We start from the raw sequence: 11,732 nt of genomic DNA, 5'->3' as shown, positions 1-11,732 counted from the left end.
GCACGACTATGCTCGTTCACCGCACGTCTGCCCGCATCTCACAGGAGCACTACATGGCCCTCAGGATCACTGTGATCGGCACCGGCTACCTCGGCGCCACCCACGCCGCGGCCATGGCCGAACTGGGCTTCGAGGTGCTCGGGCTCGACGTCGTGCCCGAGAAGATCGAGATGCTCTCGGCCGGCCGGGTCCCGATGTACGAGCCGGGGCTGGAAGAGATCCTGAAGAAGCATGTCGCGGGCATCGAGGGCGCCAGCGGGCGGCTGCGCTTCACCACCTCGTGGGAAGAGGTGGCGGAATTCGGCGATGTGCACTTCGTCTGCGTGAACACCCCGCAGAAGCACGGCGAGTACGCCTGCGACATGAGCTACGTGGACAGCGCCTTCGAATCGCTCGCGCCGCTTCTGACCAGGCCGGCCCTGGTCGTCGGCAAGTCCACGGTGCCGGTCGGCTCCGCTGCCCGGCTCGCCGCGCGGCTCACCGAGCTCGCACCCGCGGGCGACGGCGCCGAGCTGGCGTGGAACCCCGAGTTCCTCCGCGAGGGCTTCGCCGTCAAGGACACCCTGCACCCGGACCGGATCGTCGTCGGCGTGGAGAGCGAGCGGGCCGAGAAGCTGCTGCGCGAGGTCTACGCCGGGCCGGTCGCGGAGGGGTCCCCGTTCGTGGTGACGGACTTCCCGACCGCCGAACTGGTGAAGACCTCGGCCAACTCCTTCCTGGCCACCAAGATCTCCTTCATCAACGCCATGGCGGAGGTCTGCGAGGCCGCCGACGGCGACGTCGTCAAGCTGGCCGAGGCGATCGGCCACGACGAGCGGATCGGGAAGAAGTTCCTGCGCGCGGGCATCGGCTTCGGCGGCGGCTGCCTGCCCAAGGACATCCGCGCCTTCATGGCGCGCGCCGGTGAACTGGGCGCCGACCAGGCGCTGACCTTCCTGCGCGAGGTCGACTCGATCAACATGCGGCGCCGCGGCCACATGGTGGAGCTGGCCAGGGAGGCCGTCGGCGGCGACTCGTTCCTCGGCAAGCGGGTGGGCGTCCTGGGCGCCACCTTCAAGCCCGACTCGGACGACGTACGCGATTCGCCCGCGCTGAACGTCGCCGGGCAGATCCACCTCCAGGGCGGCCAGGTCACCGTCTTCGACCCGAAGGGCATGGACAACGCCCGCCGCCTCTTCCCCACGCTCGGTTACGCGGACAGCGCCCTGGACGCGGTGCGCGGCGCCGACGTCGTGCTGCACCTGACGGAGTGGAGCGAGTTCCGCGAGCTGGACCCGGCGGCGCTGGGCGAGGCCGCAGGCCGCAAGCTCATCCTGGACGGGCGCAACGCGCTGGACCCGGTGGTGTGGCGCGAGGCCGGGTGGACGTTCCGGGCGATGGGACGCCCGAAGGCCTAGGCCCGGGGGCGGGGACGGAAGCGCTGCGTCCGGGTCTGCCCCTCCTCAGCCGCGCTTCGCGCGGTACGTGCGCATCTTCGCGCGGGCGCCGCACACCGACATGGAGCACCAGCGGCGCCGCCCCGCCGGGCTGCGGTCGTAATAGGCCCAGCGGCAGTCCGCCGCCTCGCACACCTTGAGCCGGTCCCAGGTCCCGTCCGCCGATGCCGCGGCGATGGCCGTCGCGACCCGGGCGGTCAGTCCGGGCGGCTCCTCGACCGCGCGCAGCACCGCCGCGCCCTCCTCGTCCACGCGGACCCGCAGCGGCGCGCCGGCCAGCAGCCGGTCCAGCAGGGACACCGACTCACCCTCGGGCGGACGGTGGCCCGCGTGGGCCAGGCAGACGGCGCGCAGGGCCTCGCGGAGCGTGCGGGCCGCCGGGACGTCCGGCTCGGCGAGGGCCAGACCGGCGCGTCCTTCGGCCGTGTCGAGGGTGTCCGCGCCGGTCTCCACGTTCAGGGTGTTGACCAGGGCCTCGATCAGCGCGAGTCCGCCGGGCGCGGAGTCCCTCTCAATCATGGTTGCGACGTTACCCCCATTGCGGGAGCATGCAGTAACGGTTACTGGTTGAGCGCCTTTACCAGTAACCCCCTGTCCGCATCTGCCCGAGGAGGAAGCGTCATGGCTGTTGCCGTACTGGGTGCCGTCGTTCTGGACTGCCCCGATCCCGTCGCCCTGGCCGGTTTCTACGCCGGACTGCTCGGCGGAAAGATCGAGGAGCACGAGGACTGGGTGGATCTCACGGGAGGCACCGGCACTCCGCTCGCCTTCCAGGCCGCGCCCGGCTTCGTCCCGCCGAAGTGGCCGCGTCCGGAGGGTTCGCAGCAGTTCCATCTGGATCTGACCGTGCCCGATCTGGACGCGGCCGAGCGGGAGGCGCTGGCGCTGGGTGCGACGGTGCTCGAAGCGGATGACCGGGAGCGGACCTTCCGGGTGTACGCCGATCCCGCAGGTCACCCGTTCTGTCTCTGCGCCGGCTAGAGAGAACGGGAGAGAAGCGGGGCGCCGGGCGCCCCGGTCCCGGCTCAGGCAGTCGGGTCCGGGGCGTCCAGCTGTTCGATCGTGGCGTGGGACGGGCCCCGGCGGGCGGACAGCTCGCGCGACACGTCCTCGGCCGCGCGCAGCACCCGTACCGCGTTCTGCCAGGTGAGCCTGGCCAGGTCGGCGGCGGACCAGCCCCGTCCGAGCAGCTCCGCGATCAGGTTCGGGTAGCCCGCGACGTCCTGGAGGCCCTGCGGGAGGAACGCGGTGCCGTCGTAGTCGCCGCCGATGCCGATGTGGTCGATCCCGGCGACCTCGCGCATGTGGTCGAGGTGGTCCGCGATCGTCGCCACGGTCGCCATCGGGCGGGGGTTCGCCGCCTCGAACGCGGCGTGGACCTTCATGCCCCGCTCGGTGGTGTCCAGGTGGTGCAGGCCCTGGGCGCGCATGTTCTCGTCGGCGGACGTCGTCCAGGCGACGGCCTCAGGCAGGACGAACTTCGGCACGAACGTCGCCATGGCGATGCCGCCGTTGGCCGGGAGCTGGGCAAGGACGTCGTCGGGGATGTTGCGCGGGTGGTCGCAGATCGCGCGCGCCGAGGAGTGCGAGAACATCACCGGCGCGGTGGACGTGCGCAGGGCGTCGCGCATCGTCGTGGCCGCCACGTGCGAGAGGTCGACCAGCATCCCGGTGCGGTTCATCTCCCGTACGACCTCGTGGCCGAACGGGGAGAGCCCGCCGACGCCCGGCTCGTCGGTCGCGGAGTCGGCCCAGGCGATGTTGTCGTTGTGGGTCAGCGTCATGTAGCGGACGCCGAGGGTGTGCAGGGCGCGCAGGGTGCCCAGCGAGTTGTTGATGGAGTGGCCGCCCTCGGCGCCCATCAGGGAGGCGATACGGCCCTCGGCACGGGCCGCCTCCATGTCGTCGGCGCTCAGCGCGCGGCGCAGGTCGCCGGGGTGGCGGGCCAGCAGCTCGGCGACCACGTCGATCTGTTCCAGGGTGGCACTGACGGCGTCCTCGCCCGCCATGTCCGACCGTACGTAGACGGACCAGAACTGGGCTCCGACGCCGCCCGCGCGCAGCCTGGGGATGTCGGTGTGCAGATGGGCCGACTGGTCGGTGGCGATGTCGCGGGCGGCCAGGTCGTAGTTGACCTGTTCGCGCAGCGCCCACGGCAGGTCGTTGTGGCCGTCCACGACGGGGTGCTCCGCGAGGAGTTCCCGGGCCCGCTCCAGCTGGTCCATCGCTGTCCTACTTTCCGAAGCCGAAGGAATCGGCGCCCTGCACCTTGGTGCGCAGCCGCTTGCCCTTCTCGGTGGCCTGGTCGTTCAGGTCCGAGAGGAACTCCGTCATGCGGGTCCGCAGCTCCGCGTCCTGGGCCGCGAGGATGCGGACGGCCAGCAGGCCGGCGTTGCGCGCCCCCGCGATGGAGACGGTGGCGACCGGGATGCCGGCGGGCATCTGCACGATGGACATGAGGCTGTCCATGCCGTCCAGGTACTTCAGCGGCACCGGTACGCCGATGACCGGCAGCGGGGTGACCGAGGCGAGCATGCCGGGCAGGTGGGCCGCGCCGCCCGCCCCCGCGATGACCGCCTGCAGGCCGCGGCCCGCCGCGTTCTCGCCGTACGCGATCATCTCGCGCGGCATGCGGTGGGCGGAGACGACGTCGACCTCGTAGGGGATCTCGAACTCGTCGAGCGCCTTGGCCGCTGCTTCCATGACGGGCCAGTCGGAGTCGGAGCCCATGACGATGCCGACGACCGGTGCGGCGGAGGCGGGGGAAGTCATTCGGTGATCGTTCCTCGCAGGTAGTCGGCCGCGTGCCGGGCGCGCTCGCGCACGTCCGCCAGATCGTCGCCGTAGGTGTTGACGTGGCCGACCTTGCGGCCGGGCTTCACGTCCTTTCCGTACATGTGGATCTTGAGCTGCGGGTCACGGGCCATGCAGTGCAGGTACGCCTGGTACATGTCCGGGTAGTCACCGCCCAGGACGTTGCTCATGACCGTCCAGGCGGCGCGCGGGCGCGGGTCTCCGAGCGGGAGGTCCAGGACGGCCCGTACGTGGTTGGCGAACTGCGAGGTGATCGCGCCGTCCTGCGTCCAGTGCCCGGAGTTGTGCGGGCGCATCGCCAGCTCGTTGACGAGGATGTGCCCGTCGCGGGTCTCGAAGAGCTCGACGGCGAGGTGCCCGACGACGCCCAGCTCGGCCGCGATCCGCAGCGCGAGCTGCTGGGCCTCGCCGGCGAGGCGCTCGTCCAGCTCGGGGGCCGGGGCGATCACCGTGTCGCAGACGCCGTCCACCTGGATGGACTCGACGACCGGGTAGGCGACGGCCTGGCCGTGCGGCGAGCGGACGATGTTGGCCGCCAGCTCCCGTACGAAGTCGACCTTCTCCTCCGCGAGGACCGGGACACCGGCCCGGAAGGCGTCTGCGGCGTCCGCCTCGGAGCGGACCACCCAGACACCCTTGCCGTCGTAGCCGCCGCGCACGGTCTTGAGGATGACGGGGAAGCCTCCCGACCCGTCGCCCGGCCACCGCCCCTCACCGAGGCGCTGCGCGCCGCCCCCGCTGATTTCGTGCGCGAAGGCCGCGGCGTCGGCCGGGTCCTCCACGATGCGGTGGCGGGGGCAGGGCGCGCCGATCTCGGTGAGCCTGGCGCGCATCACCCCCTTGTCCTGGGCGTGCACCAGCGCGTCGGGGCCGGGGCGCACGGGGATGCCGTCCGCCTCCAGGGCCCGCAGGTGCTCGGTCGGCACGTGTTCGTGATCGAAGGTGATCACGTCACAGCCGCGCGCGAAGGCGCGCAGCGTGTCCAGGTCGCGATAGTCGCCCACGACGACTTCATTCACGACCAGGGCCGCCGAGTCCTGAGCGGTGTCGCTGAGGAGCTTGAACTTGATGCCGAGGGGGATGCCCGCCTCGTGGGTCATACGGGCGAGCTGACCGCCACCGACCATGCCGACTACCGGGAACGTCACTCCTCCAGGGTATCCGCCCGCCCAGGAGTCGCCGTACGGGCGTCACGGCCTCGCCACACCCGTACCGGTACTCCTGGGCGGGCGGTCGGCGGGCTGGTTAGCATGGCGGGGTTGACGGAACCTGAAGACGAACCGACAGACGGGCTGAGCAATCACCATGAGTGAACGGGGCGCACCAGGTCCTGTCTGGAGTTCCAGCGCGGGAGAAGGATCGGAGTCCGGTGCCGTCGAATCCGAGGCGGAGGACGGAGCGACGGCGGGTGGGGCCTCCCCTGCTCGAGCGAAGCCGAGAGCTCGGGGAACATCGCGACTGACGACAACGCCGGAGGCGGCGGTGCCGGACTCCGCGACGCCGCGGGGGAACTCCGGACAGGGCCTGCGGGTCCGGCTGGATCTCCTGGGCCGGGAGATCGCCAAGTTCGGCGCGGTCGGCGCGGTCGGTCTGGTCGTCAATATCGCCGTGTCCAACCTGCTGTGGCGGTACACGGACATCCCGACCGTGCGGGCCGGCCTGCTCGCCACGTTCGTCGCCATCCTGTGCAACTACGTCGGCTTCCGCTACTGGACCTACCGGGACCGCGACAAGAGCGGACGGACCCGCGAGCTGACACTGTTCCTGCTGTTCAGCGCGGTGGGTGCGGTCATCGAGATGGGTGTGCTGTACGCGGCGACGTACGGGTTCGGCTGGGACACCCCGGTGCAGAGCAATGTCTTCAAGATCCTCGGTATCGGGATCGCGACGCTGTTCCGCTTCTGGTCGTACCGGAGCTGGGTGTTCAAGGCGCTGCCTGACAAAGAGTCCGTACTGAGTGAGGCGGAGGCGGCGGCTGCGGTTTCGGTGCCCGTGCCTGTCGTGCCCGCGCCCGCGGCCGCCGTTCGGGTCGAGGCGGACACGGCTCGGCGGTAGCGCCGGGGCGTCCGGACGCACGCCTTGCCCTCACTCGCCGGAGGGGCTCGAGCCGGCCGCGCGTGGCACGATGCGGACCGCACGGGCCGTCATCGCACCGGGCGTTCCGGTTCTTTTCTGTTCAGGGCGACCCGGCTGAGGAACAGGGCGAAGACCGGGGGCTGCTGCTGGAGCAGTTCGAGGCGGCCGCCGTCCGCCTCCGCCAGGTCCCGGGCGACCGCGAGGCCGATCCCCGTGGAGTTGCGGCCGCTGATGGTCCGCTCGAAGATCCGGGCGCCCAGGTCCGCAGGGACGCCGGCGCCCTCGTCCGTCACCTCGATGACCGCCTGGTTGCCGGTGACCCGGGTACGCAGGGCGACCGTGCCGCCACCGTGCATCAGCGAGTTCTCGATCAGCGCGGCCAGCACCTGCGCGACCGCGCCCGGGGTGCCGACGGCCCGCAGCCCCTGCTTGCCGGAGCGGACGATCGCACGGCCCTCGCCCCGGTAGGCCGGGCGCCACTCCTCGATCTGCTGCTTGACCACCTCGTCGAGATCGAAGACGACCGCAGAGCCGGTCCGCGGGTCGCGGGCGTTGGTCAGGAGCCGCTGGACCACGTCCGTGAGGCGCTCGACCTGGGTGAGGGCGATGTTCGCCTCCTCCTTGACCGTCTCCGGGTCGTCGGTGACCGAGATCTCCTCGATCCGCATGGAGAGCGCGGTCAGCGGCGTACGGAGCTGGTGGGAGGCGTCGGCGGCGAGCCGGCGCTCGGCAGTCAGCATCCGGGCGATCCGTTCGGCGGAGGCGTCGAGCACGTCGGCGACCCGGTCCAGCTCCGGCACCCCGTACCGCTTGTGGCGCGGGCGCGGGTCCCCCGAGCCGAGGCGCTCCGCGGTCTCGGCCAGGTCGGTGAGGGGCGAGGCCAGCTTGTTGGCCTGGCGCACGGCCAGCAGGACGGCGGAGACGATGGCGAGAAGCGCCACCGCGCCGATGATCATCAGGGTGCGGCCGACCTCGCGGGTGACGGCGGAGCGGGACTCCTCGATGGTGACCTTCTCGCCGTGCTCCCCCACCTCGGTGGCGCTGATCACACTGCCGCTCGGGCGCTCGCCCACCTCGATGGGTTCGCGGCCGACCATCTTGACCAGGGCGTAGCGCTTGTCGTCGACCTGTTCGGCCAGCACCCCGGGGTTGATCCGCTCGGAGCCCAGGAGCCGGCTCTCGATGACACTGATCACGCGCAGCGCCTCGGAGTCGACGCTCTCCTGGGCGCTGCTGCTGATGGTGCGGGCCTCGACGATGACGAGGGAGACGCCGAAGACGGCGATCACCACGAGCACCACGGCGAGGGTGGAGTTGATCAGTCTTCGGCGCATGAGTGTTTCTGTACGTCAGCTCTTCTCGAAGCGGAAGCCGACGCCCCGGACGGTGGCGATGTAGCGCGGATTGGCGGCGTCGTCCCCGAGCTTCTTGCGGAGCCAGGAGATGTGCATGTCGAGGGTCTTGGTCGAGGACCACCAGGTGGTGTCCCAGACCTCGCGCATCAGCTGGTCGCGGGTGACGACCCGGCCCGCGTCACGGACCAGGACCCGCAGCAGGTCGAACTCCTTGGCGGTGAGCTGGAGTTCCTCGTCGCCCATCCAGGCCCGGTGCGACTCGACGTCGATCCTGACCCCGTGGGTGGCGGGCTGCGGGGCGGGCTCGGTGGCGCCCCGGCGCAGCAGGGCCCGGACCCGGGCGAGGAGTTCGGCGAGGCGGAAGGGCTTGGTGACGTAGTCGTCGGCGCCGGCGTCGAGGCCGACGACCGTGTCGACCTCGTCGGCGCGGGCGGTCAGCACCAGCACCGGCACGGAGTGGCCCTCGGCACGGAGCCTGCGGGCGACTTCGAGGCCGTCCATTCCGGGCAGCCCCAGGTCGAGTACGACCAGGTCGATGCCGCCCTGGAGGCCGGCGTCGAGAGCGGTCGGACCGTCTTCGCGGACCTCGACCTCGTAACCCTCCCGACGCAGGGCGCGGGCCAATGGCTCCGAGATGGATGCGTCGTCCTCGGCGAGCAGTACACGGGTCATGGAGTGATGGTAGTCCGCGCAGCGGACAAGGAGTGAGGTGATCCAAAAGCCCTGCGGGTCTGCGCCCCGTTCAGGTCCAGACCTTCGAATATGGGAGTGTGGTTGCACTCCTGCCTGTGATCCATGTCTCAAGTCCTTTCATATCGGCTTCTGTCGTGTCGTATGGTGTCTCAACGCCTGTTGCACTACTCAAAGACCTTTGGGCAGCTATTAGCGCCCAGGGTCTCTTTTGTGTGCGGGGCTGGTACCCGCCAGCCCGGAAGTCCAGTGAATGACCTGTGGGCCGGGCCCGGAACGCCAACGAAGGCACCGGGCGTGGATCCCGACGTGGTGGGCGTACCCGCGTCGGTGCCGGCCTCCCCCCACCGGGCGCGTACCGCTTCACGAGGCGCCGCGTCCCGAGCAAGCAAGGATCGACCATGGCGTCCAGCCTGACGAAGGACCCTGCCAGCCCCTCTGGCGTAGAGAAGACCTTCCTCGGCCACCCCCGGGGCCTGGCCACGCTCTTCATGACCGAGATGTGGGAGCGTTACAGCTTCTACGGCATGAAGGCACTGCTCCCGCTGTACCTGATCGCGCCCGGCGGCATGCACATGAGTGCCACCACGGCGACGGCGATCTACTCCGTCTACATGGCGATGGTCTACCTGCTCGCCATGCCCGGCGGCTGGATGGCCGACCGCTTCTGGGGGCCGCGCAAGACGGTCGCCATCGGTGGCGGTGTGGTCATCCTGGGTCACATCACGCTCGCCGTGCCCAATTCCGCGACCTTCTTCGCGGGACTCGTGCTCGTCGCGCTCGGCTCCGGTCTGCTGAAGGCCAACATCTCCACGATGGTCGGCCACCTCTACGACGGCCCGGAGGACCCGCGCCGTGACGGTGGCTTCACGCTCTTCTACATCGGGATCAACCTCGGCGCCTTCCTCGCCCCGCTGACCATCGGCACCGTCGGCGAGAACGTCAACTGGCACTTCGGCTTCGCGCTCGCCGCGATCGGCATGGCGCTGGGTCTGGCCCAGTTCATGCTCGGCACCCGCACCCTGAGCCCGGAGAGCGATGTCGTCTCCACTCCGGCGACGGAGCAGGAGAAGCGCTCGGTCCTGCGCAAGGGCCTGATCTGGCTGATCGTCGCGGTGGTCTTCTACGGCCTGCTCGGCATGACCGGCAACTTCGCCGACTGGGCGCTGCTGCCGATCACCATCGCCGGGCTGATCATCCCGGTCGCGGTCCTGGTACGGATGAAGCGCGACAAGGAGCTGACGAACACCGAGCAGTCCAAGCTGTCGGGTTACATCTGGTTCTTCGTGGTCGCCGCCGTCTTCTGGATGATCTACGACCAGAACGGATCGACCCTGTCGATCTTCGGCGAGAACTCGACGACGAACAGCCTGTTCGGGTTCGACTTCCCCACGTCCTGGTACCAGTCGCTGAACCCGATCTTCATCATGGCGATCGCCCCCGTGGTCGCCTCGGGCTGGCTGTGGCTGAACAGGCGCGGCAAGGAGCCGAGCACCGCCGTCAAGTTCGCGTCCAGCCTCGTGCTGATCGGCATCTCCTTCGTCGTCTTCATGATCCCGCTGATCGACACCGCCGCCAACGGCGGCCGGGTCAGCCCGATGTGGCTGGTGGCGATCTACTTCATCCAGACCGTCGCGGAGCTCTGCCTCTCGCCGGTCGGCCTGTCGGTCACCACGAAGATGGCCCCGGCGAAGTACAGCTCCCAGATGATGGGTGTCTGGTTCCTCGCCGTCACCGCGGGCGACTCGGTGACCGGTCTGCTCACCTCCCCGCAGCTGGGCGTCGACCTGAACACCACCGGGGCCGTCGCCTTCGAGGCCGTCCTCGCGGTCATCGCCGGTGTCGGCATCTGGATGTACCGCAGGAAGGTCACGCAGCACATGGGCGACGCGAGCTGACCTCACCGCTCCACAGGCAGGGGCCGCCGCACCGATTCCACGGGTGCGGCGGCCCCTGCCGTATGTCCGCCTCAGCTCACCGGCCGGAGCGCAGCCTGCGCCACGGGGTGAACGTGAACACCGCGCCGCCCAGCAGGATCGCCGTACCGGCGACCAGGCCGAGTGCGCGCAGGGCGCCGTTGTCCTCGGCACCGGTGGCCGCGAGACCGCCGCCGGAGGCCGTACCGCCGCCCGCCGCGGCAGCGGCTCCGCCGGAGCCGCTGGTGTCACCGCCGGAGGCGCCGCCCTGCTGGGCGGTGGTGTCGAGTTCGAGCGACGCCTTGGTGGCGCCCTTGACCGTGCACGGAATGTTGATCTTCGAGGCGCCGAGCGTGACGTCGATCGTCAGGGTGCCCGGGGTGAGGGTGGACTTGCCGGAGGCACCCGGCTTGTAGGTGCCGGACATGTCGGGCAGGTCGACCGGCTTGCCCGTCTTCAGGGGGTCGGGGTTGCCGGGCCCGGTGACCTTCACGGAGCCCTTGTCGGCCCCGCCGATGACGATCTGCATGGACGGCTTGAGCGCACCGGCCGGCAGGTCCGCAGGGCTGTTCATGACGCCCTTGGCGGTCTTGACCGTGAGCCCGTAGCTGCCGCCGCTCTTCTTCGCGTTGATCGTCACCTTGCCCGCGATGTCGGGCGGCCCCGGCGACTTGCAGGTGAAGTTGACGGCGACCTCCTTCCCCGGGAAGTCGGTGGCCCCGCCGGTCCCGCCGGAACCCGAGGTGGCGCCGCCGGCGTCAGAGCCGCCGGTGTCGGTGCCGCCCGCGTCCGTACCACCGGCGTTCGTGCCGCCGTCGGTGGTGCCACCGGCGTCGGTGCCACCGGCGTCGGTGCCACCGGCGTCGGTGCCGCCGTCGGTGGTGCCTCCGTCGGTGGTGCCACCGGCGTCCGTACCGCCGTCCGTGGTGCCGCCGCCGCCGTCCGTGACCTTGATCGTCGCGCCCGGCTTCACCGTCTCCTTGGGGGTGCACTTGGTGTCGGTGGAGATGGGCTTGGAGACGTTGATGTTGTACGCGTCCGGCGTCAGCGTCAGGTCACCCGCCTTCTCCAGCTTCAGCGAGCCCTTCATGTCCGAAAGGATCATCGCGGAGTTCTTGGGGATCGCCGGGTTCTGCCTCGGTCCCTCCATCTTCAGATCGCCGGTGGCGGCGCCGCCCAGCTTGATCGTGCCGGTCGGCTGGACCGTGTCCTTGTCCAGGTCGAGGACATCGGGGTTCTTGGAGGCGGCCGCGACCGTCTTCCACACCACCTCGACGGTGTCCCCGACCTTCGCCTCGGCGGGTGCGGTCAGCTGGACCTGTGTGGTGCCCTCCACCGGCGGCAGTCCGGAGATGGCCGGCGGGATGCACTCCGTCTTGTACGAGATGTCGGCGGCCTGGGCAGGGCTCGCGGCCAGCAGCATGCCCGCCCCGCCGATCATCATC

General features: G+C 70.4%; 11 protein-coding genes. 4 read left to right on the top strand and 7 right to left on the bottom strand.

Features of this window, described 5'->3' with window-relative positions; all coding sequences use genetic code 11:
* Window positions 1-53 precede the first annotated feature (53 nt).
* Entirely contained in the window at window positions 54-1,397 is a 1,344-nt protein-coding gene (locus EDD93_RS15185) for a UDP-glucose/GDP-mannose dehydrogenase family protein (RefSeq protein WP_123525649.1), read from the top strand.
* Between the two features lie 45 nt (window positions 1,398-1,442).
* Here EDD93_RS15185 and EDD93_RS15180 read toward each other — a convergent pair whose 3' ends face one another.
* Window positions 1,443-1,955 (bottom strand): CGNR zinc finger domain-containing protein, encoded by a 513-nt coding sequence (locus tag EDD93_RS15180; RefSeq protein WP_123525648.1) that lies wholly within the window; start codon window positions 1,953-1,955, stop codon window positions 1,443-1,445.
* Between the two features lie 102 nt (window positions 1,956-2,057).
* Between EDD93_RS15180 and EDD93_RS15175 the strand changes: the two genes are divergently transcribed.
* Entirely contained in the window at window positions 2,058-2,417 is a 360-nt protein-coding gene (locus tag EDD93_RS15175) for a VOC family protein (protein WP_123525647.1), read from the top strand.
* Window positions 2,418-2,461: 44 nt separating this feature from the next.
* Here the strand turns inward: EDD93_RS15175 and EDD93_RS15170 are convergent, their stop codons facing one another.
* The 3 genes from EDD93_RS15170 to EDD93_RS15160 are packed head-to-tail and all read right to left on the bottom strand — an operon-like array spanning window position 2,462 to window position 5,398.
* Window positions 2,462-3,661, bottom strand: a complete 1,200-nt coding sequence (locus EDD93_RS15170; RefSeq protein WP_123525646.1) for a dipeptidase — start codon at window positions 3,659-3,661, stop codon at window positions 2,462-2,464.
* A gap of 7 nt (window positions 3,662-3,668) precedes the next feature.
* Complete coding sequence (gene purE / locus EDD93_RS15165) at window positions 3,669-4,208, bottom strand: 5-(carboxyamino)imidazole ribonucleotide mutase (RefSeq protein WP_123525645.1); 540 nt, start codon at window positions 4,206-4,208, stop codon at window positions 3,669-3,671.
* Complete coding sequence (locus tag EDD93_RS15160) at window positions 4,205-5,398, bottom strand: 5-(carboxyamino)imidazole ribonucleotide synthase (protein WP_185092324.1); 1,194 nt, start codon at window positions 5,396-5,398, stop codon at window positions 4,205-4,207. The genes purE and EDD93_RS15160 overlap by 4 nt, the downstream gene beginning before the upstream one ends.
* Window positions 5,399-5,732: 334 nt before the next feature.
* On the opposite strand from EDD93_RS15160, the gene EDD93_RS15155 reads away from it, so the two are divergent.
* Window positions 5,733-6,305: a GtrA family protein gene (locus EDD93_RS15155; RefSeq protein WP_398903735.1), complete on the top strand. Its 573-nt coding sequence runs from the start codon at window positions 5,733-5,735 to the stop codon at window positions 6,303-6,305.
* A gap of 89 nt (window positions 6,306-6,394) precedes the next feature.
* Here EDD93_RS15155 and EDD93_RS15150 read toward each other — a convergent pair whose 3' ends face one another.
* Both EDD93_RS15150 and EDD93_RS15145 read right to left on the bottom strand, forming a co-directional pair.
* Entirely contained in the window at window positions 6,395-7,660 is a 1,266-nt protein-coding gene (locus EDD93_RS15150; RefSeq protein ID WP_123525643.1) for an ATP-binding protein, read from the bottom strand.
* 15 nt (window positions 7,661-7,675) lie between these two features.
* A complete protein-coding gene (locus EDD93_RS15145; RefSeq protein WP_123525642.1) occupies window positions 7,676-8,353 on the bottom strand; it encodes a response regulator transcription factor in 678 nt (225 codons plus the stop codon).
* 419 nt (window positions 8,354-8,772) lie between these two features.
* Between EDD93_RS15145 and EDD93_RS15140 the strand changes: the two genes are divergently transcribed.
* Window positions 8,773-10,269 carry a peptide MFS transporter gene (locus tag EDD93_RS15140; RefSeq protein ID WP_123525641.1) on the top strand — a complete coding sequence of 499 codons (1,497 nt, stop codon included), beginning with the start codon at window positions 8,773-8,775 and terminating at the stop codon, window positions 10,267-10,269.
* 76 nt (window positions 10,270-10,345) lie between these two features.
* Here EDD93_RS15140 and EDD93_RS15135 read toward each other — a convergent pair whose 3' ends face one another.
* Window positions 10,346-11,728, bottom strand: a complete 1,383-nt coding sequence (locus EDD93_RS15135) for a hypothetical protein (protein ID WP_185092495.1) — start codon at window positions 11,726-11,728, stop codon at window positions 10,346-10,348.
* Window positions 11,729-11,732 lie beyond the last annotated feature (4 nt).

The organism is Streptomyces sp. 840.1, from assembly GCF_003751445.1.
GTDB lineage: Bacteria > Actinomycetota > Actinomycetes > Streptomycetales > Streptomycetaceae > Streptomyces.
The sequence above is the reverse complement of the archived record's forward strand: the minus strand, read 5'-3'. Positions and strand labels throughout refer to the sequence as shown.

What these genes read in the sequence shown, in the direction of transcription:
- EDD93_RS15180 (WP_123525648.1), bottom strand. Translation starts at nt 1,955, where the DNA reads ATGATTGAGAGGGACTCCGCGCCCGGCGGACTCGCGCTGATCGAGGCC.
- EDD93_RS15175 (WP_123525647.1), top strand. Translation starts at nt 2,058, where the DNA reads ATGGCTGTTGCCGTACTGGGTGCCGTCGTTCTGGACTGCCCCGATCCC.
- EDD93_RS15150 (WP_123525643.1), bottom strand. Translation starts at nt 7,660, where the DNA reads ATGCGCCGAAGACTGATCAACTCCACCCTCGCCGTGGTGCTCGTGGTG.
- EDD93_RS15145 (WP_123525642.1), bottom strand. Translation starts at nt 8,353, where the DNA reads ATGACCCGTGTACTGCTCGCCGAGGACGACGCATCCATCTCGGAGCCA.
- purE (WP_123525645.1), bottom strand. Translation starts at nt 4,208, where the DNA reads ATGACTTCCCCCGCCTCCGCCGCACCGGTCGTCGGCATCGTCATGGGC.
- EDD93_RS15135 (WP_185092495.1), bottom strand. Translation starts at nt 11,728, where the DNA reads ATGATCGGCGGGGCGGGCATGCTGCTGGCCGCGAGCCCTGCCCAGGCC.
- EDD93_RS15185 (WP_123525649.1), top strand. Translation starts at nt 54, where the DNA reads ATGGCCCTCAGGATCACTGTGATCGGCACCGGCTACCTCGGCGCCACC.
- EDD93_RS15140 (WP_123525641.1), top strand. Translation starts at nt 8,773, where the DNA reads ATGGCGTCCAGCCTGACGAAGGACCCTGCCAGCCCCTCTGGCGTAGAG.
- EDD93_RS15170 (WP_123525646.1), bottom strand. Translation starts at nt 3,661, where the DNA reads ATGGACCAGCTGGAGCGGGCCCGGGAACTCCTCGCGGAGCACCCCGTC.